Below are 24,785 nucleotides of genomic sequence, written 5' to 3' on the forward strand. Positions count from 1 at the left end.
TGGGGGGAATCATTGTTTGTCGTCGGGCAGCACGGTGGGCACCGGGGTGCTGTATTGCACCCGGGTGTTCAGGTTTTGTTTCTCCTGGGGGGGTTGGATGTCCACCAGGATGGGGGTACTTCCTTGCAGTTTGTAGCGGGTGAGGGAAAAGCCGACTTTGAGTTGGCCAGTGGCCTGGTCTTTGACCTGACAGGTGGCTTTGACGCTGAGGTCGCCGCTTTTCAGTTCACCTTTGAGGTAGTGGATGCTCCACTTTTCTCCGGGGGTGATTTCCGGGGAGAGGTCTTGACCGTCGGGTTTGGTGAGGGTGACTTGCATTTTCAGGCAGGGTTCGCCGGTCTGCAGGGTCACCACCACTTCCGGGGTGAGCACCGGGGTGGGGGGAGGTTTGGGGAACAGGAGGTCCAGTTCCTGGGCGCATCCAGTGAACAGCAACGCGCCCATCAGGCTGAGTGTGATGGTTCTTTTCATTCTATCACCACCGAGATTATATAACACTTCCAAAAAATATAACGCTTTGAATTATACTCAGGGAATGATTGACACCCCCAGTTTTATAGAGGAAGTATGACGCGCTTCGTTTCGCTTGATGCTCTGCGGGGAATTGCTGCATTGATGGTGGTGTTTTCCCATGTCGCGGTTTTCACCTACTATCCGTTTGCAGAGCACCCCAAAATCCCCAGTGCCCTGGAATTTGTGTTGTGGAACCTGGGGGCCACAGGGGTGGACACGTTTTTCGTGTTGAGCGGTTTCGTGCTCAGCTTGCCTTACCTGCAGCAGGGTCGGGAAATGCAGCCTTTGAAGTTCATCTTCAGGCGCTTTCGACGGCTCTATCCGGCTTATCTGGTTTCTTTGCTGCTTGCAGTGGCCCTGAAGCACTTTCATGGAACAGAGCCCCTCACCGAAATCGTGATGCGCTGGTACCAGCCCCTCACCGTTCAGGAAGTGCTGCAGCACCTGCTGTTGCTCAACCCGAAAATGCACATTCAGTCGGTGAATCCGGTGTTGTGGACCCTGCTGGTGGAATTGCACATGGCGTTTTTCATGCCGGTGGTGATCCGCTTCCTGGCATCCAACACCATGTCATCCTTCACCGTGCTGTTGGTCACCCTGGGAGGGGGTTTCCTGGGGGGGTTCTTTGTGTTTCCCCTGGGCATGGTTCCCCTGTTCGTGATGGGCGCACTGCTGGCCCTGCACCACTCCGAAGTGCAAGACGCATTCCAGAAGTCCCCCCTGCTGCGCAATGCGGCTTTCTTGCTGGGGGTGGCTTTGGTGTTTCACCGGTACTGGTGGATTCAAGAGGACCTGTTTTTCATCCGGTACATCTCTGCTTTCGGGGCCACACTGGTGATCCCTGCCATTTTGGCTTCACCTCAGTTGCAGCGCTTCTTGCAAACCCCGCTGGTGTCCTGGTTCGGGCAGATCAGTTACTCCCTGTACCTGGTGCACCTGCCCATTTTGTTTTTTGTGGCTTCACACGCCTACTCCAGCCTCGGCGGCTCGCTGGGCACCGGACTGGTGGGCATGGCCCTCAGTGTGGGCGCAGCGGCCCTGCTTCACCGCTGGTTTGAGAAACCCGTGCTCAACACTTCACGCCCCATCAGGCAAAAAAAGGAGATGGTTCATGCTGAGTAAATTGCGCAATTTGCCTTTCAGGGTTCAGGCCATGTCATTCACGCAACTCTTCCATGCGGGTTTGGGGTGCGTGACGGTTTACGGCACCACCATGTACCTGTCTGCGCTGCTCAAAGCGGGAGGTGCAGATCCAGCCATCAGCGCTGCGGTGCTTCCGGTGGCGCTGGCATTTCTGTTCAACTGGTGTGCTTGCTATGGGGCCAGGCGGCTTGCCGAGTGGATCCACCAGCAGGATTGGAGCAAAGAAAGGCGGTTTTTCTGGTCTTGTGTGACTGGAAGCATCCTGCTGGCTTCAAGCGTGGGTTTGCTGGTGTTGCTGCTGGCCCTGGCTTTTTTCGGTCTGGTGTGGATGGCTGCAGTGGCACCTGCTGCGGGATTGTTGATGCTGCTGGTGGTTTTGCTGTATGGCAGGGTGGCCTTGCCTTTCGGGATTCGGCTTTTTCAGGAACTGGACTGAGACCATGGGGGTGAAAGACAGCATCAAAGCCAAATTGCCGCTGGAGTCGGTGGTGGCAGAGCACCTGCAACTGCTTCCAGCAGGTCCGCACCGGCTCAAAGCCAGGTGCCCCTTTCACCGTGAGGACACCCCTTCTTTTGTGGTGGACACCCAGGCCGATTACTATTACTGCTTTGGGTGCAAGGCCAGTGGGGACGTGTTTTCTTTTGTGCAGCGCTCCGAGAACCTTTCTTTCTCGGAGGCCCTGCAGAAACTGGCGGACCGGGCGGGCATCAAACTTGAATTCGCCTCCAGCAAAGAGAAGATGTCATTGCTGGAGGTCAACCAGTTCGCCTTGCAGTATTTCCAGGCCTGCCTCAATCAGCCTGCTGGGGCAGCAGCCTTGCAGTACTTGCATTCCAGGGGCCTCACCAGTGACTCCATTCAGGCGTTCGAGCTGGGCTTTGCTCCCTCAGGGTGGACGGCTTTGCTGGAGCACGCCAAGGCGGCGCGCATCGATGAACAGTTGCTGCTGGACGCTGGATTGCTGGCGCAAAAAGAGCACCGCACCTATGACCGTTTCCGCAACCGGGTGATGTTTCCCATCCGGGATGCCCTGGGCCGGGTGGTGGGCTTTGGGGGCAGGGTGCTGGATGACAGCAAACCCAAATACCTCAACACCCCGGAAACCCCGCTGTTCAGCAAGAAAACCGTGCTTTACGGCCTTGATCGGGCCAGGGGGGTGGCCTTGAAGGATGGGTTGGTGCTGGTTGAGGGGTACCTGGATGTGATCATGATGCAGCAATCGGGTGTGCACAATGCCGTGGCCACCCTGGGAACGGCCCTCACAGCCGAACATGCGGACGTGCTGTCCCGGCTGGGAATCCGGCGTTTGAAGTTGATGTTCGACCGGGATGAGGCGGGCATCAAAGCCACCCTGGCAGGTCTGGATCAGGCCATTGGTCGGTCTTTTGCGGTTTCCGCCCATCAGGTTCCTGCGGGCAAAGATCCCGCTGAATTTTTGCTTTCCGGAGAAGTCTCGGAACTGGTGAACGGCCTGCAGCATGGGATCAGTGAGGTGGATTTTCGCGTTGAGGTGGCGCTGTCTGCCTGCGATGTGAAAACACCCGAGGGCCAGCGGGATTTCTTGCAGCAACTGCTTCCCCGCATGCAACCCCTCTCTGTGCTGGATTTTGCTGCACTGGACATGCGCCGCCAGGTTGCCAGTGTTCTGGGCATGCCGGAGCAGCGCCTGCTGGAGTGGCTGGACCACCATGCCAAAGGCCCAAACCTGGAATCCTGGCAGGTCACCCCTGGGGGGCAGCCCAGCACGGAGGACCTGCTGGTGTTTCACCTGTGGAAGCATCCAACGTGGAGGGAGTGGTGTGGGGAGGCGGACGGCTACCAGTCTGTGTTGCTGCAGCAAGTGTTGAAAGGGTTGCAACAGCATCAAGACCCGCAGATGCTCTTGGACTGGCTGGAACAGCAGGGCCTGAAAGACGTGTTGCTGCAGGTGGTTTTTGCTGAGCATGAAGCCATGAGCGAAGAGGCTTTTCAGCGTTTTTTGTCGGAGTACCGGGAGAAGTTGGGGCGGGTCACCCTGAAAGCGCAATTGCAGGTGTTGCGTGCGGAGTTGAGCACTGCAGATCCGCAAAGGCAGCGTATGTTGCTCTCGGAAATTCACATGTTGCAACAAAAACTTCAGCAGGTGGTGCACATTGATTGACAACGGCCAAATTGTATGATAGCAATGAAATAGAAAGGAGGTCATGATGCAGGGAAGACAATACATCGATAAAAGCAGCCAAGGAACCGCGAAAAACGTACCAGCAGTGATTGTGAAGGCGTTTTTCCCGCTGATCCTCCTGGCTTTCGTCATCCTGGGGGGTTTGGTGGCCATTCCCCTCAACCAGATGGGTGTGCACCCCACCACCACCATGAGTGTGGTCACGTTCATCGTGCTGATCGGTAAAATTTACCAGCGGTTGTTTTTGAAGACCGAGTGATTTGACCTGGTTCAAAGGGGTGCCTTCAGGCACCCCTTTTTCTTTGTATAACCTCCAGAAAATATGACGCTTCAATATTCTATGATGCTCGAATTTTATCTGTTATGATGTTTTTTATGAAGGCTTTTATAGCGGAAGCGAGAATCATTGTTGCCCCCTGCAATGTGAGTGTTGTGGGCCGTAGGCAATTGAAGGTGGTGTCCCAGGAGGGAGCGTCTTTTCAACTGGAATACCGGGGCAGTCCGAAACGTTTGATGGAATTGCTTTCCCAGGCCGCAGCACAGCAGTGCTGCATCAAATTTCTGGTGTATCTGACGGTGCCCAAAAACGGCATCGCCAAGAACCGTTCGGTGGCCAGTTACGCCGAGATCACCCACGACACCAGCAGCTTTTTTGTGGTGCAAGGCAAATACGCCAAGTACGAACACGACCACCAGACGGTCAGGCTGGGCATTTATCCCGAGAACAAGCGCCTGCAGCCTTTCACGGTGTTCATTCGCATGCCCCAGGACCTTGCTTCGCAAATGAAGCGCCGCAAAAACTACCGTTTCACAGGTCCCCTGGGGACCGGTCGGGTGCTGTCCGTGGAATCCATGCAGCAAATCACCCCCCTGGAGAAAGAAAACCATGAACGAGCAATTTAAGAACGACAAGAAGTTTCTGACCTCGGTCGGCAGTGGTCTGGTGGTGTTTCTGGTGTGTGCCACTGCCTTTGCAGGCACCCTGGCCAGCAGCCAGCGTTTCAGGGTGGATCCTGCCCTCGGGACCACCCTGGGCAGCCCCACGGCCAAAGTGGTGGTCACTGAATTCATTGACCTGAACTGCCAGCATTGCAAGGCTTTTCAGCCCATGGTCGGCCCGATCCTCAAAAAGCACCTGGCTGCAGGTGAAATTCGGCTGCAGTATGTCAACGTGGCTTTCTTGCACCAGGACAGCAAACTGGGCTTGCGTTATGAAGCCTGCATCCGCAAAGACAGCCCTGCACTGGCAGGGGCCTTTGTGCAAGAGGTGCTGTCCCACCAGACTTCAAACCATGGTGTGAACACGGCAAAAGTGTACCTGCAGTCCTACCGGCAGGCGGGTGGAACCCAGGAGAAGGCCTTGAAGCAATGTGTGCAGAAAACCAGCGATCAGGAAGCAGAGGGGAACCTGGATTATGCCCTGAAAGAGGTGGGGCTCAAAGGCACGCCCACCTTGCTGGTGAATGGGAAGTCTGCAGGCTTCAGTGCATCCACCCTGAAGCAGTTGATTGCCGAGCAGCTCCAGGAGGCAAAACATGAATGAGTCCATGACGGTTTACGAGCGCTGGCAGGTGTTCAACCTGGAAAACTACCCGAATGTGTTTTACACCTCCCTGGTGCTCGCTGGATTGTTTGCCATTCTGGGTCACGCCTTTCAGGTGGCGGTGCTGCTGCTGCTGGCCGGGGTGTTTCTGCTGCCCACCTTCAGTGTGCTGGTGCGTTGTTGCTTCAGTTATTTTTTGCCGCAGGAGCGCAACCGCATGGGGTTGACCGTGGCCATCATGGTGGCTTTCATGACCATCAGCATGCAATACAAGGTGGTGGTGAATGCGGCTTACCTGATCAGCCACAGCCCCAAATACGACTTTTCTACGATGAGTTGCCTGTTCTTTGTGGTGGTGTGTGTGGGACTGTGCATGGTTCCTCAGCTCAGCAGGCACTTTGAGGCCACTGCGCAGGCAGAAGAAAAAGCCAGCAAACAAGCACCCACCCCCAAAAGCGAACACACCATCACCATCTCACCCTTGAAAAGCAAGTAGCTCTTCAATTAATATAAAGCTACGCCTAGTTTTTAACGCCCCCAATTTAGGGGGTGTTTCATTTTTTCTATAACGCTCCAAAAAAATATGACGTATAATTTACGCATGACTGCCCTCGAAAAACCCGTACCAGCCACTTCTGGAGATGAAGTGCAATACCTCGCCAACCTCTACATCAACCTCTACCGTGCCCACAACATGCTGCGCACCTCCCGCTCCCTCAGGGACACCACCATGAAATACCTGGGACAGGAGATCGCCGGGGTGCGCAAGCGCCTCTTGCAGCTCACCGACAACACCTTTGATCCGATGATCCAGTGCATCGGACACATCTACAAAAGCGCCATGGAAGCCATTGAAGCCCGGGACTGGCTGTGGGAGCAAAGGGGCCAGCTGGAAAGCGAAATCAGGCGCCTCAAAGGCGACAAGGACCCCGGACCGGAACACAAAAAACGCCTCAATGCACGCATGGCCCTGGTGAAAAGCATCAACGAGGAAATCGAGCTCATCAACGGGCTGGGGCACGACACCCTCCGGGTCACCGTGCGCCTGGGAAACCGCAACTGAATGCTCACCCTGGAACAATTCTCGGCCCTCAGCTTCAGTTTCCTGATGGGTTACGCCAGTGCCCTTTCCCTCAAAACCATTTCCAAACTGGCCGCCATCTTGCTTGGGGTGATTTTCCTGATGCTGCAATGGCTGTCCTGGGTGGGGGTGCTCACCATCAACTGGGAGAAAATCCGTGACGCCCTCGGCATGGTCAGCGCACAGCAACTGGTGAACACCCAGAACCTGCTGACCGCTGGCCTGCCAGACACCGCCAGTTTCCTGCTGGGGTTCTTCTGGATCTGGAGGAAAAAGAAACTGTGATCATCAACCTCCCCCACGACCTGAAGGCAGAAGCCGCCACCCTCGGGGCTTTCATGGCCCACCAGCAACTCTGGCAGGAGCCGGTGGCTTTCTTGCTGACCCACAAAGACTTCTATGACCAGCGGCACCGACTGATTTTTGGAGCCATGACCCGGTTGCGTCAGCAGCACAAACCCGTGGACTTGATTCACGTGTGCGACTACCTGACCAGCCACAAGCAACTCGACAACGCTGGAGGGCCCGCCTACATTTCCAGCCTGCCAGAAGCCTTCTCCACCATGTACGAAGCCGTGCACCACGCCCGACTGGTCATCGAGAAAAGCACCCGCAGGCACATGATTCAGGGGGTGCAAGATGCAATGGGGCACGCGTTGGATCTGTCCCTGGACAACACCCAGGCCGCGTCAAACATTGAGGTGGCCGTGCTGGGGGCCACCCGCAAAGACAAAACGCAGGTGGGTCAGCTGGAGCATCTGGGTGACCTGGTGGACGACACCATGGAACGCATCAAGCAGCCCAGCAGCAACGATGACATCCGGTCCACCGGCTTTGCCACCCTGGATCGGTTGATCAACGGCTTTTCCCTGGGAGACCTGATTTACCTGATGGCCCGTCCCAGCATGGGAAAAACCAGCATCGCGCTGTCCATCCTTGAGTCCATCAGCAAATCCAGACCCTGCGCTTTTTTCTCGCTTGAAATGCCCAAGCGCCAGATCCTTTACCGTCTGGCCAGCCTGAACCTGCTGATTCCCCTCAACCGCATCATCTCAGGGGACCTGGATTACGATGAGAAACGCAAAATCGGCCAGTACCTGGAGACCCTCAAGAAGAGCCACCTGTACATTTACGACAAGCGCCTGAACATCCGGCAACTTGAAGAAAAATGCGAGCGCTTCCACCGCGACCATGGGGATGTGGGCATTTTCATGCTGGACCACCTGGGTTTCCTGGGGGCAGACCAGAAGTTCTCCTCCTCAGTGGAGAAACTGGAGAATTTGAGCAACCGCAGCAAGCAACTTGCCAAGGAACTCGACACCCCTTTCTTGATGTTGTGGCAGCTCAGCCGGGACCTGGAGAAACGCGAAGACAAACGGCCCATGCTCAGTGATGCCAGAGGCTCCGGGGCGGTGGAGCAGGATGCGGACATTGTGATGTTCATTTACCGTGACGATTACTACCAGCAGAACAAACCCAATTACAAACCCACCGGTCTGACAGAGCTGTTGATTGCCAAGCAGCGCAATGGTCCTCCGGGCATGGTGCCCATGATGTTCAGGGGCGAATACACCCGTTTTGATGAGCTGCAGGAAAAAGTGGCATAGTATGACGCTGTTTGACTTTCTTGATGCCAGGCGATAATATTAATGCAAGTGTGTGGAATTCCTCCTCGGAGGAACCTCTATATAACTTATCTGCAAATTGGGCGTAACTCCTCGTGGGTTACGCCCAATTTGCGTGTGGAGCCGAGAGTGTGAAAAATGAATGACGCTCTGCTTCTTGTATGACAGTGCTTGACTTTTGTGACGCTATAATATCTATTATGGTGTATACACCGTACCCGGAAATGTGCAACCTGGAGGCACCGAAATGCGCGACCCAAACGATCTGGACCTGAAACCCTTGAGCCAGTTATTAAGGGAATTCCCCAACCCACAGAAGACCGAAGCCATCTACAAAGCCATGCGGGAAGCCATGCGGGAAGAAAAATTTCTGGCCGCTGAAACCAAAGAAACCTTCACCTTGCCGAAAGAATTCAGAAAACGGGGAAAGAGCCAAGAGGACACCAATGCCACTTACTCCAAAACCGTCAAAGAACACGTCATTGACGTCGGCGACCCTGGATTCAAAGCCTGGTGGAAAGAGATGAACACACTCTATGGGCGGGTCACCGAGGCCAAAAACACCTTTCATGCCGCAGAAGAACTGCTGAACAACAGGGAGCTCTTCTTGCAACAGGTGCAAGTGTCCAGGGAAACATCTCGCAACCGGGCGGCCCGCATGACCACCGCCTGGCAGAGCCCAGAAACCTCACCCAGAAAACCCAAGTCTCTGGCCCGTTCCCGCAAGAAGAAAGGCTCAGACTCCACAGCGGAACCCAACAATTGATTGACGCTCAATTGCCTCCAACCGACCGGCCAAAATGCCCCCGCTGAGTGATCCAGCAGGGGCATTTTTCGTGCAGGTTCAAGGCGCTGCAGGAATGTTGAGGGTGGCTGTGGCCCCCCAGGGCAGCCAGGAACCCTGAAGTGTCACTGGGCCTCCCGTGGCCCGCAATTTGATGCGGTGCTGGTGGAAGCCAGACTGCACTTCCCCCACCCCTTCAGGGTTGCTGAGCACCTCAGCTCCTTGAACCTCATCGAGGAGCGCAATCATCCTGAGCCTGCCCGGGTATGCGGTGTGGGTGGTGAGGTACAGGTAGAATTCCTCCCCGGGATGCACCTGTTTCACCGAGGCCAGCAACTGGTGCTCCAATTGTGGTCGGTAGTTGATGATGGCGGTGGCCTCTCCGCCTGCAGGAACCGAAACCTGTAAGGGCTCGGCTTGCAGGCCGATCATGTTGATGGGTTCGACCCGGATGATTCCCGCGGCCTTCACATTGCTGCCGCTGCCGCTGGCCACCAGCACATTGCTGCCATGCAGGTTGGCGCTTGCAGTGATGGGAATGAGGTTGTAAGGCGTTTTGACGTAAGCCTCCAGGTGAAGTTGTCCGAAGCGCGGGGCACCCGCACCCGAAAGGCCCAACTGGAAAGCCAGGGTGTTGCTGGCCTGCACGGCCTTTTGAGGGACCTTGGCGTACACCCGGTAATGTCCCAGCAACTCGGGAAGCGGATACTCCAACCACTGAAGGTTGTCGGGTGCAGTGAGGTCATAGGTGTTCCCCAGGGGATCCACGAGTTTCAGCATCACCTCTGCAGGGCCGTCTCCATCGTAGATTTTCAGGGTGGCCCCTTCGCGCACTTCATTGAGGGTGAATTGGTAGACCTCAGTCCACGAACCAGGAACAGCGGTGTTTTGACGGTTGAAACTTCCCAGGGTGCTGGGGCCTTGCAAGGTGAGTTGGAAGTGGTTGACGGCAGCCCCCTGGGTTTCGGTGCTGAACTGGTATTGCCCTTTTGACAGGCGTGCATTGAGGAAGGTGACGGGCATGCTTTTGCCGAGTCCGAAGTACCGCATGGCCACGATGTGTCCCCGGGAGTCGGTGAGCTTGAAGGTGGTGAGCGCGGGCTGGTGATCGAAGTGGCGGTCCGCTTCGGTGGTGCTCTGGGTGTCGATGCTGGGGCCAAACAGCTGGATTTGGATGTTGGCGTCTTCCAGCACCGTGAGGGTGTACTGTTCCGGGGTGCCCCATGGGGAGGCTTGCCCCACACTCACCAGGGGTGCCGCTGACCCAGAAGAGACCATCAAAAGAAGGAGCATCATACTTTTCTTCATGGTCATATTATATGGGGAGGAATAGATTTTTTGTGGAGAAATACTGTTTTGGTGTATACTTTTGCGGAATGGAGGATTTGGGCTGCGATGTCAAGCGACATCATAAAATCGAGTTTTATGTGTTCTGGTGAGCGTTATGCTATTCTGTAGCCAATGAAAAGATTCCGGGCTGAATGAAGCAACAAAAAAAGAGCCCCGGCTAAAGCTCCGGGGCGAAAAACTCAACGTCCTAGGTGGACAGGGATACCGAATTCGACACTCGTAGTATACCTGATGTCCATCTCCTTTTTCAAGTGCAAGAGAGGAAAAACGAGATGCAGAACGACGACTTCGACCTGTTTACGGTCGTCAATCCCCATGACATGCCAGCACACTTTTTGCCCCACCTGAAACCCAAAATCAGGGCACGCTACTACCGCAGTTACTCCGCACTCAGGTTTGTGGGTGAGCACCTGCGCAGCCGCATGGACCCCGATGGAGAAACCCCTGAAGTGATGCACTTCTTCTTTCTGGTGGAGTTCCTGACCCCCATGCTGAACCTCAGCCCAGCCACCGTTTCCCGCCACCTCGCCGTGCTGGAAAAGGCAAATTTGATCTTGCGCAACCGCAGTTATGGTCGCGCTGACATTGCCCAGGGAGACGGCACCCGGCAAAGCATGGATGTCACCACCGGCACCATCCTGGCGGTGCGGATGGACCCGTATGGAGAGGAGCCCCTGTTTGTGCCTTACCTGATGAAAACCAGGTCCTGGCGCAACCTCAACCAGGACATTTTTGACCGTCAAACGGCCTACCATTTGAAAATGAGGGCATCAGATCAAAACTCCAGTAAAGAAGAAATCCTTGGAGACATTTTGACCTTCACCCTCAAAAGAAACCACACACAAAACAACACTTTAATGCTGATGCCCTCACTTCAAGAAAACCTCAAGCCAGAGGAGAAAATTTCCATTGCCATCTCCATGGCTGTCGCTGCGCCTGCATCCCAGCGCACACAGGTGATCCAGCAGAGTGCCCGTGAGTTGTGTTTCACCATGGATGATTTGGGGGTGGTGTCTTACCGCTACTACCTGTGGCTGCTGTGGAGGCTGTGCCAGATGCCCCAGCTGGTGCAGCATGTGGTGTTGACCTTGCAGAAAGTGCAAATTGAAGCCCGGGAGCGACTCAGCCTGAAACTCAAACCCACACGCAGTCTGGGGGCCGTGGCACGGAAAATCCTGAATCATGATGGTACCCGAAATCAATTGATGCTCAAAAAAACTATATTGCTCTGAAATCAATATGATCCTATAATCGTCCTCAGGTGACGATATGGAGATGAATTTTGCAACCCTCAGCATCAAAACCCATGACCGTGGGGAGATCTTGTGCACCCGTCTGAGTTCGATGGTGCCTCACCTGTTTTCACCAGAGCGCGAAGCCGAAAAGTTGACTGAAGCAGGATTGCGAAAATTTCTGCAGATGCTGCGAAAAGCCGTGGCAGACCAGAAATTCAGCGCAGGAAAATTACAGGAACTCTTTGACTTGCCTTACACCTCTCCTGCAGTGAAAACAGACCGCAACGTGCGACACAACGAATACCTCATTGAGGTCAACACCAATTTCAAGCTCTGGTACCTCGAAAGCCTGACCGAAGTGTTGAGGTGGCAGGAAAAAGCCCACAACAAGAAATCCAAGCGCAAAGTCACCCTCAATGCCGTGCAAGCCGGTGAAGTGGACCTCACCGAGATTTTTCGCCGCACCCAGGAGCAACTGGCCAACCCACGCAAACACAAGCCAAAAGGCAAAAAACAGCAGCAGGAGCCTGAACTGGTCACCCATCCCTGAAGCAGTGCTCAACGAAACAACCCCCTTCGAAAAGGGGGTTGTTGAGTGTGTAGGCAAAGTATACTTTAGTGAGCATCACCAATCAAGTGAGCATTAATGAAAAAATCACCGTTATAAAGTTTCGTGCTATTATACTTCCATGAAAAGATTTTCTGTTTTCATGGTTCTGGCGGCAGCGTCATCTTTTTTGGGTAGCGTTAAAGCGGAGACCTACGGTTCCGTGGGAAACGACATTGTGCAGGTGTTCAACAGTGAACTGCTGCAAAGCCGTCCAGGTTTGATCCTGATTTCCCCAGGCTTCACCACCACCCTCACCTTCGATCAGAACATTGACCTGGGACGCACCGGACTCCCCAGCTGCATCGAAGTCGAGACCGATGAAACCTACATGCGTGAAATCGAAATTCGCGCAGCCAAAGGGGTCACCAGCTGCGAAAGCAACATCCGACTGAGGCTCGAAGGTGGGCGCACCCAGCACTTCATCTTCAAAGTCAGCGACAAGATCCCCAAAACCCCCCGCCAGTACAACTCCGTCAGCCCCAAATCCAAAGTGAACGTGCCGCAAGAGCAACCTGAAGGGGCAAAAAACGACATTGCCTCCGAACCTGACCCCTACGCCCCCAAAGCCACCCCTGCGCCCAAAACCGCCCCCAAAACCCTCTCCAAAGGCGACCAGAAAGTTCAAGAAGCCCTGCAAAACCGCAAGGACACCCAGAGCAACATTCAACCCACCGAACAGCTGATCATCGACACCCGCGCCACCATCAAGGCCAGCGAAACCGAAGTGCGCAAAGGCAACGAAGCCAGCTGGCTGGACCTTGCCCTCAACCCCGTGAAAGACAAGACCGGCAAGGTGACCATCTACTTCAATTACACCAACCTCGGCGAGAGCGTGGTCAGCATCAACCCCGAGAACCTGCAGGTCAAAGTGGGGGCCACCACCGTCAAATCCACCCTGCTCAGCAGCAAACCCGGCCTGATCAAACTGCAACCCCAGGAATCCACCCAGGGCCTGATTGAACTCGGCCAGGTGGACGTCAACACCCTCAACAAAGTCAATCTGATCTGGAAGGTGACCAACCTCTCCACAGGAGAAATGTACGCCTATGACCGCATTTTCTCAGTTCAGTAAAACACCAGGCAAAAACAAAAGGAGGGCGACAGCCCTTCTTTTGACTTTGGGAACCCTGCTGGCCGCACCCGCACACGCCCAACTCCCAGGGGACAAGGCCACCGCGATTGTTTCTTACATTGAAACCAACTTCAAACCCAAGAACCTGACGGCCCCCACCGACCTCAAAAGCCTGTACCGCAAAGCTGGACCGTTCATTGAAGTGATGGACCTGCAAAAATTCGAGACCTTCCGGCAGAACAAATGCAACGCCATCCCCAAAGACAAACGAGACCCCAGCAAATGCCCCCGCTTTGAGTGGTACACCCCCTTCTGGCTGGTTGATGTCAAAGACCCCGCCAGAGACGGGGTCCAGGCCAGTCAGGAAGTGGCCCGCAAACTCAAAATGGAATGGCAGCGGTTTCAGGACCGACTGCACTGGTTTGTGGTGGCTTCCATCAACAACCGACTGGACTTCCGCCTGAAAGCCCCACCCTGGCACAACATTGCACCCAACTGCGCCTTCCCGGACATCGGCGACACCCTGGTGGATGCCGTGCGCACCGTCGACCCCCTCGGCAACACCGAACGTATCGAAAACATCCCCACCCCAGACCTGCAAATCAGCACCCCGAACGTGGTCTTCGACAATGCACAGATCCCCAACAACGGCAAGTTTCCCTTTGTGGACATCAAACCCAGCGTGGACCTGCCCTTCAAGATCTACCCCAGAACCCACACTGCAGACAACTGCGAACACTACGACGGCCTTTTCGCAGACAGCGGAAATGGCGTGGATGTCCCCTTCATGTACATCCCCCGCCACCGGGAATGCGTGTGGTACGTGTGCGTGGATGAAGGGCTGGTGGGCACCATCATTGGTGGAATCACCGGCAACAACTACCCCCAACCGCTGTACCTCAACATCAACCGCACCAAGTCCCGCATGGTGGAAGCCTGCAACAAAATGATGCAAGAAGAGTACCCGGAGTACCTCGCCAACGTGGCCAAAATCCTCGCGGAAGCCATGCCTCTCGCCATCCACTGGGATGGACTGGCATCCTTTGATGGACTCAAATCCGGCGTCATCTTCCAGCCCGTGGCCAGCTACACCCCACAACCCACCCAGATTGCAGAACTCGCCGCCAACAGCGAAAACAAAAACGCCCTCCCCTACTACATCGACAAAACCCTGCCCAGACTCAACACCGACCTCGATGTGCGCCTGCAGAAACGGGCCGGAGAATGGCGACTGGAAGAACTGAAACGCTGGCTGAAACCCGCCACCGTGCTGGAAAACGAAAGGTTCGGATACGTCACCCTCTTTCAGGTGTGGAATGAAATTGAAACTGTGGTGGATGCCCGCCCGAACATCTACCACTACCACTCGATCCTCTGCAACGCCTTCCCTCCATTCAGTTCGGAATGCCACGACGAAGAACAGATGTGGTGGATGCCCAACCTGGTGGCCACCCCGGCAGGATGCCACATTGACGGCGGAAACGACGGCCCAGGCACCACCATCCTCACCGGAGTGCAACGATTCTACTGGAAGTGGGTCAATGTCCCAGAAGGCGGATACCAGATCCCCAACACCAAAAATTCCCCCATCAACCCCTGAGGAGAACAACCATGCACCGACCCCTGTTCATGCTGATGCTGCTGGCCACCAGCCCGGCACTGGCCCAGACCCCCAACCCGGCCTACAAAGACGTGCAGAAATCGGATTTGATGCTCAAAGAAATCCGGGAGCGTCAGGCCAACAGCCTGAAAAACACCATCATCAACACCGCAGACATCCCCAGGTACCTCTCCCGCGCCAAAGCCGAAGTCCTCGCCCTCATCCCCACCATCAGCCAGACCACCGCTCAAACCCTGGTGAACCTGGCAGGCAAAAGAATCAAAGTCACGGTGTACACCAGCCAGGGGGCTTACAACCAGAAAAACTCTTACTTCCCCCAGATGGCCCGATACGGCGTGAACGTCATCACCCTGAAAAAAGTGGGGGCGGGAAGCGACTTTTTCATTGACGCCAACCAGCTCATCAAAGTGGCAGGCAAGCAATCCAATTACATGACCGGCACAGAAATCCCCACCATTCGCGCCACTGCCCTGTACGGCATCGAAATGCTTTTGAAACAGAAATGAGGTGACCCGCAACGGTGCCCCAAAACGGGGCACCGATTCACGCATGGAACTGCCCATCACCACCCAACTCAGAACCCTGCTCACCACACAACCCACCCGGCCCCCCAGCCCCAAAGAGACCGCTCTGCTGCAGCAAATCCACCACCGCAGGGCGGTTTCCCTGCAGGTGGCCCAGAGCGCCATGGACCCCACCACCCTGCAATTCCTGGTGGAAGAACGCTACCTGGTGATCTTCCCCACCGTGCTGGGACTTGCTGTGGCCCTGGGGTTCTCCGGCAGAAAGGCCATCGGTCACACCAAACATCAGAGCTTCGTGGGTCTCGAAGTGGCTGTGCGCAGCATCTACCAGCAAGATGTGCTGCGCATGCTGCTGGAAAAAGGTGCACAACTGCAGCGTTACACTCCCGTCAAGCCCAGCGAAGTGCAGCTGCACGGGCAACTGTACCTGCTGCTCACCCACCCGAGGGGCATGCGTTCCCCCAAAATCCTCAAGTGCCTGAACGAGCACCGCAACTGGTTGCTCCAAAATCAGGCAAAAATCATGCTGGTGCAGCCCAACCAGCGCACCAGCCAATACGTCCAAAAGCACCTCTCGGATGTGTTTGTGTGTCTAGATCACCGCTTGCCGCTGACCACCATCACAAAGGTCCCCACCAGCGTGAAGTTGTGAAAACATCGAGATCCAGACCCAACTGCTGCAACGTCGAACGGTACAACCGCTTGAGGGCCAGGGTGCGGGTCTGGCTGCTGGACACCCACACCAACCGATCGTACTCCCGGGAAAACTTCCTCAATTTCTGACGGATCACCTGAGGACGGTACGCCCCAGTGTCATATTCCACGGCCAGCCTCACATGGTCCACGGTGGCCACTGCGTCCGGCGCATTGCCTTTCCCCAGGCTCTCCGCACTGCAAGACCACTGTGCAGGAGGAATGTTCAGGTCCAGGCGGGCCGATGCCGCCCCCACCATGTGCCCCAGCTGGTCGGATGTGAAACGCAACGTGAAGTCTTTTTTCAGCCCCATCAACGGAACCAACTGGGTTTCCAGGGCATCGTTTGCCACTGGTGAAACCATACAGTATTCGATGTGAACCCCCGGAACCAACTGGCAATACTCCAGCGGCAAATGAAAGTGCTTCTCCACAAGGTAAGCAGAAAGCACTTGGTCGGTTCCAAGTGCTTCTTTCAGGCGGTTGACACCAATGAATTTGTTTCTGTTTGGCATCACGTGATGTCAGCGGGTGGAATCCGCCGCTCCACTCACCCCAAACACAATCAACGCAGGCTGATCACGGTTGGTGTGGGCAATGCTGATGAAAGGGGTCTTCTGGTCTTCAGGCAGGCTGAACAGGCTGCTGATGTTCCCCGCCAGCATCAAACTCAGCGGAGGCACCTGCCCTGTGGAACTGGCCACATTCAAACCATTGCCTGTGGACATCTGAATGTCCCGCTGATTGGCCAACTGGTTGACATACCCGGCCACACTCGAAATTCCGGCACGCAGAATCTGGTTGGCAATGTCAGGAGCCACATCGGTGAATTTGGCATTCATGCCCCAGGTGTAGTCCATGTCCGCCACCCGACCCTGAATGGGAATTTCAGTGCTGCCCTGCAGCACGCTTTGCAATTCCACCTGCACCCGCTTGGTGGCATCCACGTAAGCAACACCAAACCACACCGCTCCATCTTCCCCATAAAGCATGGCTGGAATCGCACCACCAATGGGCACATCCAGGTTCAGTGCAATGCGGGCTGGAATCATCTGACCTCTGGTGTACGCCACACCGTTGGGAAGTTTGGTGCGGGTGTTGGAATTCGCTTCCACACTGGTGTTCTGGTTGCTGCTCGGGTTGACCGTCTGATTGCTCTGATTGCTGCTCGGGTTGACCGTCTGATTGCTCTGGACACTGGAGTTCTGGCTTCCAGCGCTTTGAACCACAACGTTGGGCTGGGCGGTGGGGGAGGTTTTTTTGAAGCCAAAGGAACCAGAATTGCTGGTGGTCTGGTTTTGTTTGGCATTCACCACCTGGAAGGATGCGTTGCTGGTCTGGTTGTTTTTGCTGTAAATGGTGCCGGTGCTGGTGTTTCCTGCTGAGGTTTTGGAAACCACCGCCATGCCTTTTTGTTCGTTCCCGGCAGGGTTTTTGCCGAATGAGCCTGTGTTGGTGGTGTTGGTTTGCTGGTTTTGAACAAGGGTGAGGTTGCCCGGGTCTGCTTTTTGGGCTTTGACCAGTTGCATGGATGGGTTGCTGGAGGTGGTTTTGCCTGCCGTGAAAGCCCCCTGTCCGGGGTCTTTTGGGGTGTTTTTCACCATTTGCATTTTTGCGTTGTTGGGCTGGCTCTGGTTTTGCACCATCTTCATGCCCTGGGATTCGCCGGTCTGGGCATTCTGGGTTTTGACGAGTTGCATTTTGTTGCTCTGGGTGGGTTTGATGGCAAACAGCGTGCCGGGGTTTGAGGCCTGTTGGCCGCTGCCATTTTGGCTGGTGTTGCTGTTTTGCCCGGAGGCCTGGCTTGCAGTGGCTCCACCCACCACTGTGGGAGATTGGCCCTGCAGGTTGCCTTGTGCTCCTGCACTGCCTTTGTAGAGGGTGCTGGGTGCGGCGACGGTGACGGCTGCGCCTTTGGTGGTGGTGGCGGTGGTGCCGTGGTACTGCTCATCCGGGGTCAAAGGGCGGGGTGCAGCTCCATTGATCTGTCCGGAATTGCCGTAAGGGTATCCGTTGTTTTGTGCGTCTGGCATGATGATGGGTGCGGCCTGGGAGGGTTGGGGGGTGGGGGGTTTGAAGCCGGAACCCATGCTTGTTTCAGGGTTGGATGGGGTCTGGGCTTGCTGTGGGGTGGTGAGGTTGCCACTGGGGGTGGTGCCGTCTGCGGGGTTGCCGGGGGTGCCCGCTCCAGCGGTGCCGCCTTTGATTGCGAGGGGGTTTGCTTTGGATCCTTCCCGGGCGGCTTTGAAGGCCTGGGCGGGGTCATCTTCGGTCTGACTGGTTTGGTTGGGGTCGTTGATGGTGGGGTGGTTGGGGTCGTTGACCGTGGGTGCGGGTTCCACCTGGGTGTCGGTTTTGGGGGTTTCCTGGCTGGTTTTTTTGCTCTCTCCGGAGTTGCGCAGGAAGTTCATGAAGAACAACACGAAGACGACGCCGAACACCGAGGCGGTGATCCACATGATGCGTCTGGGGCCGAAGCGGTTGAGCAAATCTGGTTTGTACAGCACCCTGCGGGCGAATTGTCCCAGGCGGTCCATGCTGGCGTTCATGGTTTGCATGCGCTGCACAAATGGAGGCATCCGAAATGCGGTTCTGCTGGTGGGTTTGGGGGGTGGGTTTTGGGTGAGGTCGTGCGCCCTGAGGGCATTTTCGAGTTCTCGTCCCAGGCGTTCATCGCGGTCGTTGGTTTCCGCGATGAACTGCTCCACTTTGTCTCGGGTGTCAGGGAATTCTCGCCCGACAAGCTTTTCTGCAGCCTCTATCAATTCTGGGGGGAAGTGATGTTTCATGGAAGCATTATATACTCTCTGAGAATTTTGGAGCGTTATAGAAAATGGATTGACTAAGTAATTTCTGTGTGTCATATTAGGGTGGGTGATAGAATGTTAAAGAACAAGAACCTCGCTCTCCGTCTGCAGCTGATTCTGGTTGCCACACTCTTCGCTGGAAGTGCAGGGGCGACAAGCTCCACCGTTGACTTCCTGAATGCTTTCTGCCCGGTCATGTACGAGTGGGGCTACATGATCCTGTTCCTGCTGGGGGTTCTCGGTGTGTTTGGGGGTTTGATGGCATTCAAAACCAACCCCAAAGCCGCCATTCCCAGCCTTGGCGTGGGCCTCGTCTTCATCGGTGCAGGTGTGGTGGTGGGCTTTTTCATGAAAGAAGCCATCCAGCTGATTCCCGCCGGATCCTGGAAGACCACTTTGACCGGCTCGAAGTGCAACAACCCTAACGCCTGATCTTCTGCTCTACTCGCATTGACATTCATCAAACGTCACCGAAAGGTGACGTTTTCGCCTTCAAGGAGGGCAAGCATGAACAACCCCACCCCTGCCATTCCACCCCTGGAATCCACTTCCATCCATGAGCCTGTGCAGACCTGGGATGTCAACGACAACCCGGAGATGCTGGGGATGCAGCCGATGCAATTGTTTGCGGTGATTTTCACCATGCTGCTCAGCATGATGCTGATGAAAAGCGCGAATTCTCCCACCTTGCTGTTTCTGGCTGTGGAGATTGGGTTGTGGAGGGTGGGCACCCTGACTTTCTGGCATTACAACAAGCGTTTTCCTGTGGGGTACTTCGAGAATTGGGTGTTCGGAATTTTTTTGCAGACCGAATATTACCACACCACAAATGATGCAGACCATTTGCCGGTGTGTGCAGAAGTTTATGATGCTGAGAAATAATTTAATGCACCAATTTTAATTTACACTATACTAATCCTATGACGAGACGAAACAGTGTGACGGATCTGATGCCATACCGCACCATCCAAGACGGTGTGGTGTTCACCAAGTACGGACAGGTGGTGGTGGGGCTGGAGTTGTTCCTTCCTCCCACCATGACGCTGGACAAAGACATTCAGGAATCCATGTGGCGGAACCTGCACAGCGCCCTGAAACTTGGGGTGGATGAAACCTGCCTGGGCCGCCTGTACATCCACAGCAGTGAAGCCCCCGCCAGTGTGATTTCTGCCAAAGGCAACACCACCCTCTCTTCTGAGAATGATTTGCTGCACGAAATGGCTCTGCGCAATGAACACCTGTTCTCAGAGATGCGCAGTGACGGCAAAATCAAAACCCTGCGTTACTTTTTCACCCTCACCACGGTGAAATACACCAAGCCACGCAAACGCATGACGGTTTTCACCCCCAGGCAAAAAGCAGAACTGGTTCAACAAGCCAAAGAGAAACGCCAGGGCATGGTGGATTACTTCCAGCGTGCCCGCTTTGGTGTGAAGGAGATGGACAACCAGGATGTGCGCATGTTGATCAAAAACTGGTGGAATCCCTCGATGACCCAGCTGGAGAACCTGCGCGATCCGTTGCCTGAGGATGTTGAAATTTACCTCACCCCCGAAGAACTGAAAAAGAATCCAGCGGTGGTGATTCCCACAGTGAACCAGATGCTGGCGGGCAGCAGCATCATCAACACCAGCCAGGAAAGCCTGGTGATCGGGGAGCATTTCGTCAAAACGGTGTCCATGTCCAACCGTCCCATCTCCACCCAGACGGGCATGATCAACAAGGTGATTGATGCGCTGGCCGGTGAGAACTTCTGGGTGGTGCTGGACTTCTACCACGATGAACGCAACACGGTGATGCAAAAACTGCTGGAGCGGGCAAAAATGCTCACGGCTTTCAATGATGAATCGGCAGGGGCGCTGCGCAACCCGGCCACCAAAGTGCAACTCGAAGAAACCGACAAAACCGTGATGGCCATGCGGCAGTACGCCCAGGATCCTTTCAATGTGGGCCTCACCGTGGTGCTTTACGACACCAGTGAAAAACGCCTGCGCAGCATGGGAGAGCGGGCCAAGACCGCCCTGGGAGACATGACCGGGGCGGTGCCGCGCGTGGGAACCGTGCAGAACTTCCGGCTGTTGATTGAAGAACTCCCCCCATTTTCGGGCAAACCCAACCACCTGTGCTTCAAGATGCTCTCTTACCACAGCACCAATTTGCTGCCGATGGGGGGTCCCTGGAAGGGGGGCAAAAAAGGATTGCCTTTCCTCACCCGCGCCAAAACCATGGCCAGGGTGGACATCCTGGACAAAGAGTGCGCCTCCTGGAATGGCGTGGTGTTCGGACAGATGGGCAGCGGGAAGAGTGTGCACACCCAGAAGATCATGTCTGAATTCCTGGCCCGCAATGGCATTGTGATCATCCTGGACCTCGGGTACTCCTACCAGACCTTCACCGACATGTTCGGAGGATCCACCGTGCTCATGAAGCCCGGTGAGACCTCCATCAACATTTTTGACCTGGCAGAAGGGCTGATTGAACCCGACATGGACCGCATTGAGTTCATGATCAAGGTTCTGGGCACCATGGTCAGAACCCACAAGAGCCCCAAGCAAACCGTGGAGGAGGCCATTTTGCGGCAGTGCCTCTTTGACACCTTCCGCAACCGCAGAGAAGAATACCGGGATCCGCTGGACAACCAGATCAAGAAGCGTTTCATGGGTGCACTGCTTGAAGACTATGTGGACCGCCTGAAAGAAATGACTGCCCTGGGCAACGTGGAACTCGATGCAGACCAGAAAGCCGTGCGCAACGATCTGGTGGTGCGCTTCCAGGATTGGATTGGGGACAGCCCCAAAGCGCAATTCGTGAACCGACCCACCAACATCAAGATCGACAACCAACTGGTTTACTTCGAAGCGTCCGGCCTGGATGACAACAAGGAACTGGCTGAAGTGGCGTTGTTGATGTTCAACAACATGCTTTTCACGGTGATGGAAGACCCCAAATTGCGCGGGGTGCCCAAGTGCTTCATTTTTGAGGAGGCCTGGAAATTCATCACCAACGATTACACCGCCGATGCCCTGGGCAGGCTCAGTGTGACCACAAGGAAATTTGATGCCGCCATGTACACGGTGCTGCAGGAACTGTCGGTGCTGGCCCGACTGGAAGGCTTGCTGAACAACACCACGTTCTTCTGGATCGGCAAGACCGAAAACCAGGACGAAAGCATGCGCAAATACCTGAAACTCAATGATGCTGCCATCAAAGAAGCCGGATCCATCATCAACCGCCCCGGGGAATACTTCGAGTGGATGGTGTACATCCGTTACTTTGACCGCAAAGAAGGCGGCATTGTGCAGAGTTACAACAACCCATTTTTCTACTGGGTCACCACCAGCATGGGCAGCGATGTGGCCATTCGCAACAAAACCATTCAGGCGTATGGGGGCCACAAAACCATGGCCTTGCGTGCCCTGGCGGATGGAAAACTCAAGGAGGTGTCTGCATGAAAAGAACCAAGCTGGTGATGGGGATGACCGTCCTGATGTTGGTGGGGGTCTCCCAGAAAGCCGAAGCCATCACCGCCCCGAACATCAGTGGCATTCCCGGGGTGGAGGCCATCAGCAATTACCTGGGGTCTTTCAAAGGCCTGGAAACCATCAACAAATACCTGCAAACGGCTTGCGATTACGCCGGGTCCTTCCCTGACTTTCGTTGGATCTGCAACATCCGGGAAATGACCGGTTACGTGGATGATTTGCTGTTCAAAGGCGGCTGGAAAGGTCAGGTCAACAAGGTTCTCAGTGGTCTTTTGAGCATTGTGCGCAAGCATGGTTTCAATGACCCGGCCATGAACGATCTCAACAAATGGACGGCAGACATGAACAATTTGCTGCAGAACTCTGTGGACGGTTTTGCGGATTACATCCTGGACAGGGCCGATGAAGCCTGGAAGCAGATGGTGTTCGGGGATCCCACCAACCCCAACACCACTCCGGAAGCGCAGGTGGTGGACGCCGTGAGGCCTTACCTGCCCACCGTGGAGTATGCCATCCGGCAGCAGGCGGAAGCCAAGCGTGCAGCGGTGCTGGCGGTGGGAGAGCAAACCCTCAAACAAAAAGAAATTGCTGAGCAGGCCGATGCGGTTCGCAAAGTGATGGAAGAAACCAAGAAGAACACCGCAGTGACCCTGGGGTTGCCCGGCATGGATGGCCTCGCCACCCAGCTGGAGAAAGCCAAAGTCAATGCGGAAAGCAGCCGTGAAGTGATTGAAGTGCTGACCCAGACGGCCATTGAGCAAATGAAACAAAACGTGGCCATGGACCAGGGGGACAAGGCCCTGCTTGAAGTGATTGCCAACCAGCTGATCATGAACAACCGCAGGGTGGAAGAGCAGCAACAACTGGCTTTTGAAACCATCATGACCGAAACCGATGAATTTCAGGCAGAAGTGGAACAGAACATCCTGGAAGGGGTTGACGAGAATGATGCCCGTCTGGACGAAGCGCAAACCACATATTCGGTGGTGCAGTCGTTCCTGAAGGAAAAAGGGAGGTTGAAGAAATGGAAGGAGTTCTGAGGCGGCTGTTGGTGTTGCTGGTGGTGCTCTTGCCCTTCAGTGAGGCCTTCGCTTTGTTTGGTGAGGATGTTGGCATCATGAAAGGCAACTCCCAGGAGTGCACCTTGCTGCTGGAATACGAGGCCGTTCCGGCAGCAGGCACCGGAGACAACCTCAAAACCAAAGATGAGGTCGATTCGATGTACGCAGGGCTGGCTTTCCAGGCGCTGTCGAGTTACGCCGACAATGCTTACGAGGGCGTTTTGTGTTACATGCGGGTGTTCTCGATTTTCACCTTCATTCAGGTGATGGCCACGGTGGTGATCCTCACCAACGCGATTTTTGGGACCATCAAGTACATCCGGGGTGGGGGCAGCACCGCCATTCCCATCCTGGCCAAACTGATGCTCAATCCCATCCTGGGCATCGGGTTTCTGGTGGTGATTTCAGACCAGGCGGTTTCCAGGGCCCCGATGTACGAACTGTACCGGGTGGGGGTGAATTCCAGCGATGCCATCATGAAAGACCTGCTGAAACCCGCCATGGCCAAGGCCGGTGCAAATGCTGCCATGAGCCTGGTGAGCATCGGCTGGTTGAAACTGCTGGGTCGCGCAGGGCAGATCGGCAAGCAGGCCATTGGGATGGGTGGAAAAAACCTTGCGGTCAATTCCGAAAAGATTGCACAAACCACCAACGAAATTGCTGATGCGACAAAAACCCTGTCCACCGCCACCAAAAATGGACTTGATGATGCTGCTGGGGGGATGTCCACGGCTGAGCAGGTGCTGGCGCAAGCCCCGAGCAATGCCACCAAAGCCAAAGGTTTTGCGGACACCGTGGGTGACATGGTGCTGGGCAACTTCAAAAAGTCTTTCAGTGAAGGCTGGACCAATGCCAAGGCCAAATTTGGTCAACTGCTCACCACCTCGACGGTGAGAATGATTGATTCGGTGTCCAGGATTGGAACCATGTTCATTTTGCCGCTGACCATGACCTACAGTGTGGCGATGTTCATGCTCAATGTTTCTCTGGCGATTTTGTTTGTGTTCATGCCGTGGCTGGCGGTGCCCATTTCCAGGGGGGACACCAAAGAACTCCTGAGGTATTTGACGCGCTACATTTCCATTGTGATCACCGGAATTGTGATGCCCTTTGTTTTTCTGATTGCGGTTTATATCGGTTACATCATTCCACACGACCAGGTGAATTCCATCATCAACGAGGCCTGGGGGAGCATGTTTAACGATGTCTTCACCAACACCCCCACCGGGGAGACCATTGAGGTGGCGGGCGAGTGGATCGGCAAGATCGGCTCGATCATCTTGAATGTGGTGTTCATATTGCTGGTGGTTTTCTTTGGTGGAATCATTTTGATGGCCGCAGGTATTGTGATGGCCGTGCAGTTGCTGAGGCAGGTTCCGAAACTGATCTTGGACACCATCAAATAACGCTTCGATTTTTTGTGACGGGGGTACTTTCGTATCTCCGTCTTTTTTTGTATGATGGTGTCAGCTTCCCCAA

At 55.1% G+C, this 24,785-nt stretch carries 26 protein-coding genes; 22 read left to right on the top strand and 4 right to left on the bottom strand.

Annotation, left to right across the window (positions count from 1 at the left end; translation table 11 throughout):
* Nucleotides 1-9: 9 nt before the first annotated feature.
* Entirely contained in the window at nucleotides 10-471 is a 462-nt protein-coding gene (locus IEY52_RS18745; protein WP_189005311.1) for a hypothetical protein, read from the bottom strand.
* Nucleotides 472-567: 96 nt separating this feature from the next.
* On the opposite strand from IEY52_RS18745, the gene IEY52_RS18750 reads away from it, so the two are divergent.
* The 11 genes from IEY52_RS18750 to IEY52_RS18800 all read left to right on the top strand — a co-directional run bounded on the left by IEY52_RS18750 (nucleotide 568) and on the right by IEY52_RS18800 (nucleotide 8,833).
* Entirely contained in the window at nucleotides 568-1,635 is a 1,068-nt protein-coding gene (locus IEY52_RS18750) for an acyltransferase family protein (RefSeq protein WP_189005313.1), read from the top strand.
* Nucleotides 1,625-2,092 carry a hypothetical protein gene (locus IEY52_RS18755; protein WP_189005315.1) on the top strand — a complete coding sequence of 156 codons (468 nt, stop codon included), beginning with the start codon at nucleotides 1,625-1,627 and terminating at the stop codon, nucleotides 2,090-2,092. The genes IEY52_RS18750 and IEY52_RS18755 overlap by 11 nt, the downstream gene beginning before the upstream one ends.
* Before the next feature lie 4 nt (nucleotides 2,093-2,096).
* Nucleotides 2,097-3,797 carry a DNA primase gene (dnaG, locus tag IEY52_RS18760; protein ID WP_189005317.1) on the top strand — a complete coding sequence of 567 codons (1,701 nt, stop codon included), beginning with the start codon at nucleotides 2,097-2,099 and terminating at the stop codon, nucleotides 3,795-3,797.
* Between the two features lie 43 nt (nucleotides 3,798-3,840).
* Nucleotides 3,841-4,077, top strand: a complete 237-nt coding sequence (locus tag IEY52_RS18765) for a hypothetical protein (RefSeq protein WP_189005318.1) — start codon at nucleotides 3,841-3,843, stop codon at nucleotides 4,075-4,077.
* Between the two features lie 173 nt (nucleotides 4,078-4,250).
* A complete protein-coding gene (locus tag IEY52_RS18770) occupies nucleotides 4,251-4,721 on the top strand; it encodes a hypothetical protein (RefSeq protein WP_189005320.1) in 471 nt (156 codons plus the stop codon).
* Nucleotides 4,705-5,361 (top strand): DsbA family protein, encoded by a 657-nt coding sequence (locus tag IEY52_RS18775; protein ID WP_189005322.1) that lies wholly within the window; start codon nucleotides 4,705-4,707, stop codon nucleotides 5,359-5,361. Before IEY52_RS18770 ends, IEY52_RS18775 begins: the two co-directional genes overlap by 17 nt.
* Nucleotides 5,354-5,857 (top strand): hypothetical protein, encoded by a 504-nt coding sequence (locus IEY52_RS18780; RefSeq protein ID WP_189005324.1) that lies wholly within the window; start codon nucleotides 5,354-5,356, stop codon nucleotides 5,855-5,857. The genes IEY52_RS18775 and IEY52_RS18780 overlap by 8 nt, the downstream gene beginning before the upstream one ends.
* A 105-nt stretch (nucleotides 5,858-5,962) precedes the next feature.
* Nucleotides 5,963-6,424, top strand: coding sequence for a hypothetical protein (locus IEY52_RS18785; RefSeq protein ID WP_189005326.1), 462 nt, complete (start codon nucleotides 5,963-5,965; stop codon nucleotides 6,422-6,424).
* Nucleotides 6,425-6,727: an FUN14 domain-containing protein gene (locus tag IEY52_RS18790; RefSeq protein ID WP_189005328.1), complete on the top strand. Its 303-nt coding sequence runs from the start codon at nucleotides 6,425-6,427 to the stop codon at nucleotides 6,725-6,727.
* The gene (locus tag IEY52_RS18795) at nucleotides 6,724-8,049 is read left to right on the top strand and encodes a replicative DNA helicase (protein ID WP_189005330.1); all 1,326 of its coding nucleotides are present in this window, start codon (nucleotides 6,724-6,726) and stop codon (nucleotides 8,047-8,049) included. The genes IEY52_RS18790 and IEY52_RS18795 overlap by 4 nt, the downstream gene beginning before the upstream one ends.
* Before the next feature lie 265 nt (nucleotides 8,050-8,314).
* A complete protein-coding gene (locus IEY52_RS18800; protein ID WP_189005332.1) occupies nucleotides 8,315-8,833 on the top strand; it encodes a hypothetical protein in 519 nt (172 codons plus the stop codon).
* Between the two features lie 78 nt (nucleotides 8,834-8,911).
* Here the strand turns inward: IEY52_RS18800 and IEY52_RS18805 are convergent, their stop codons facing one another.
* Nucleotides 8,912-10,159: a hypothetical protein gene (locus IEY52_RS18805; protein WP_189005334.1), complete on the bottom strand. Its 1,248-nt coding sequence runs from the start codon at nucleotides 10,157-10,159 to the stop codon at nucleotides 8,912-8,914.
* 314 nt (nucleotides 10,160-10,473) lie between these two features.
* Between IEY52_RS18805 and IEY52_RS18810 the strand changes: the two genes are divergently transcribed.
* From IEY52_RS18810 to IEY52_RS18835, 6 genes are all read left to right on the top strand, one after another.
* Nucleotides 10,474-11,433: an ArsR family transcriptional regulator gene (locus IEY52_RS18810; RefSeq protein ID WP_189005336.1), complete on the top strand. Its 960-nt coding sequence runs from the start codon at nucleotides 10,474-10,476 to the stop codon at nucleotides 11,431-11,433.
* Nucleotides 11,434-11,476: 43 nt separating this feature from the next.
* Nucleotides 11,477-11,986 carry a hypothetical protein gene (locus tag IEY52_RS18815; RefSeq protein ID WP_189005338.1) on the top strand — a complete coding sequence of 170 codons (510 nt, stop codon included), beginning with the start codon at nucleotides 11,477-11,479 and terminating at the stop codon, nucleotides 11,984-11,986.
* A 220-nt stretch (nucleotides 11,987-12,206) separates the two neighbouring features.
* Entirely contained in the window at nucleotides 12,207-13,118 is a 912-nt protein-coding gene (locus tag IEY52_RS18820) for a hypothetical protein (RefSeq protein WP_189005340.1), read from the top strand.
* A gap of 40 nt (nucleotides 13,119-13,158) precedes the next feature.
* Nucleotides 13,159-14,718 (top strand): hypothetical protein, encoded by a 1,560-nt coding sequence (locus tag IEY52_RS18825; RefSeq protein ID WP_189005341.1) that lies wholly within the window; start codon nucleotides 13,159-13,161, stop codon nucleotides 14,716-14,718.
* A gap of 11 nt (nucleotides 14,719-14,729) precedes the next feature.
* Nucleotides 14,730-15,245 (top strand): hypothetical protein, encoded by a 516-nt coding sequence (locus IEY52_RS18830; RefSeq protein ID WP_189005342.1) that lies wholly within the window; start codon nucleotides 14,730-14,732, stop codon nucleotides 15,243-15,245.
* Between the two features lies 1 nt (nucleotide 15,246).
* Entirely contained in the window at nucleotides 15,247-15,915 is a 669-nt protein-coding gene (locus tag IEY52_RS18835) for a hypothetical protein (protein WP_189005343.1), read from the top strand.
* Here IEY52_RS18835 and IEY52_RS18840 read toward each other — a convergent pair.
* Nucleotides 15,884-16,471, bottom strand: coding sequence for a hypothetical protein (locus tag IEY52_RS18840; protein ID WP_189005344.1), 588 nt, complete (start codon nucleotides 16,469-16,471; stop codon nucleotides 15,884-15,886). The genes IEY52_RS18835 and IEY52_RS18840 overlap by 32 nt on opposite strands.
* 9 nt (nucleotides 16,472-16,480) lie before the next feature.
* A complete protein-coding gene (locus IEY52_RS18845; protein WP_189005345.1) occupies nucleotides 16,481-18,745 on the bottom strand; it encodes a hypothetical protein in 2,265 nt (754 codons plus the stop codon).
* A 93-nt stretch (nucleotides 18,746-18,838) separates the two neighbouring features.
* Between IEY52_RS18845 and IEY52_RS18850 the strand changes: the two genes are divergently transcribed.
* The 5 genes from IEY52_RS18850 (at nucleotide 18,839) to IEY52_RS18870 (ending at nucleotide 24,712) form a co-directional block, all read left to right on the top strand.
* Nucleotides 18,839-19,195, top strand: coding sequence for a hypothetical protein (locus IEY52_RS18850; protein ID WP_189005346.1), 357 nt, complete (start codon nucleotides 18,839-18,841; stop codon nucleotides 19,193-19,195).
* Nucleotides 19,196-19,270: 75 nt separating this feature from the next.
* Nucleotides 19,271-19,645, top strand: a complete 375-nt coding sequence (locus tag IEY52_RS18855) for a hypothetical protein (protein ID WP_189005347.1) — start codon at nucleotides 19,271-19,273, stop codon at nucleotides 19,643-19,645.
* Nucleotides 19,646-19,683: 38 nt separating this feature from the next.
* Entirely contained in the window at nucleotides 19,684-22,215 is a 2,532-nt protein-coding gene (locus IEY52_RS18860; protein ID WP_189005348.1) for a VirB4 family type IV secretion system protein, read from the top strand.
* Entirely contained in the window at nucleotides 22,212-23,285 is a 1,074-nt protein-coding gene (locus IEY52_RS18865; RefSeq protein ID WP_189005349.1) for a hypothetical protein, read from the top strand. Before IEY52_RS18860 ends, IEY52_RS18865 begins: the two co-directional genes overlap by 4 nt.
* On the top strand, nucleotides 23,270-24,712 hold the full coding sequence (locus tag IEY52_RS18870) for a hypothetical protein (RefSeq protein WP_189005350.1): 1,443 nt from the start codon (nucleotides 23,270-23,272) through the stop codon (nucleotides 24,710-24,712). Before IEY52_RS18865 ends, IEY52_RS18870 begins: the two co-directional genes overlap by 16 nt.
* Nucleotides 24,713-24,785 lie beyond the last annotated feature (73 nt).

The sequence above is a fragment of the Deinococcus roseus genome, from assembly GCF_014646895.1.
GTDB lineage: Bacteria > Deinococcota > Deinococci > Deinococcales > Deinococcaceae > Deinococcus_C > Deinococcus_C roseus.

Excerpts from the sequence above, each read along its gene's own strand:
- IEY52_RS18755 (WP_189005315.1), top strand. The coding sequence starts at position 1,625 with ATGCTGAGTAAATTGCGCAATTTGCCTTTCAGGGTTCAGGCCATGTCA.
- IEY52_RS18840 (WP_189005344.1), bottom strand. The coding sequence starts at position 16,471 with ATGCCAAACAGAAACAAATTCATTGGTGTCAACCGCCTGAAAGAAGCA.
- IEY52_RS18810 (WP_189005336.1), top strand. The coding sequence starts at position 10,474 with ATGCAGAACGACGACTTCGACCTGTTTACGGTCGTCAATCCCCATGAC.
- IEY52_RS18785 (WP_189005326.1), top strand. The coding sequence starts at position 5,963 with ATGACTGCCCTCGAAAAACCCGTACCAGCCACTTCTGGAGATGAAGTG.
- IEY52_RS18870 (WP_189005350.1), top strand. The coding sequence starts at position 23,270 with ATGGAAGGAGTTCTGAGGCGGCTGTTGGTGTTGCTGGTGGTGCTCTTG.
- IEY52_RS18780 (WP_189005324.1), top strand. The coding sequence starts at position 5,354 with ATGAATGAGTCCATGACGGTTTACGAGCGCTGGCAGGTGTTCAACCTG.
- IEY52_RS18800 (WP_189005332.1), top strand. The coding sequence starts at position 8,315 with ATGCGCGACCCAAACGATCTGGACCTGAAACCCTTGAGCCAGTTATTA.
- IEY52_RS18745 (WP_189005311.1), bottom strand. The coding sequence starts at position 471 with ATGAAAAGAACCATCACACTCAGCCTGATGGGCGCGTTGCTGTTCACT.
- IEY52_RS18805 (WP_189005334.1), bottom strand. The coding sequence starts at position 10,159 with ATGAAGAAAAGTATGATGCTCCTTCTTTTGATGGTCTCTTCTGGGTCA.
- IEY52_RS18775 (WP_189005322.1), top strand. The coding sequence starts at position 4,705 with ATGAACGAGCAATTTAAGAACGACAAGAAGTTTCTGACCTCGGTCGGC.
- IEY52_RS18815 (WP_189005338.1), top strand. The coding sequence starts at position 11,477 with ATGAATTTTGCAACCCTCAGCATCAAAACCCATGACCGTGGGGAGATC.
- IEY52_RS18790 (WP_189005328.1), top strand. The coding sequence starts at position 6,425 with ATGCTCACCCTGGAACAATTCTCGGCCCTCAGCTTCAGTTTCCTGATG.
- IEY52_RS18865 (WP_189005349.1), top strand. The coding sequence starts at position 22,212 with ATGAAAAGAACCAAGCTGGTGATGGGGATGACCGTCCTGATGTTGGTG.
- IEY52_RS18850 (WP_189005346.1), top strand. The coding sequence starts at position 18,839 with ATGTTAAAGAACAAGAACCTCGCTCTCCGTCTGCAGCTGATTCTGGTT.
- IEY52_RS18750 (WP_189005313.1), top strand. The coding sequence starts at position 568 with ATGACGCGCTTCGTTTCGCTTGATGCTCTGCGGGGAATTGCTGCATTG.
- IEY52_RS18860 (WP_189005348.1), top strand. The coding sequence starts at position 19,684 with ATGACGAGACGAAACAGTGTGACGGATCTGATGCCATACCGCACCATC.
- dnaG (WP_189005317.1), top strand. The coding sequence starts at position 2,097 with ATGGGGGTGAAAGACAGCATCAAAGCCAAATTGCCGCTGGAGTCGGTG.
- IEY52_RS18830 (WP_189005342.1), top strand. The coding sequence starts at position 14,730 with ATGCACCGACCCCTGTTCATGCTGATGCTGCTGGCCACCAGCCCGGCA.
- IEY52_RS18765 (WP_189005318.1), top strand. The coding sequence starts at position 3,841 with ATGATGCAGGGAAGACAATACATCGATAAAAGCAGCCAAGGAACCGCG.
- IEY52_RS18845 (WP_189005345.1), bottom strand. The coding sequence starts at position 18,745 with ATGAAACATCACTTCCCCCCAGAATTGATAGAGGCTGCAGAAAAGCTT.
- IEY52_RS18855 (WP_189005347.1), top strand. The coding sequence starts at position 19,271 with ATGAACAACCCCACCCCTGCCATTCCACCCCTGGAATCCACTTCCATC.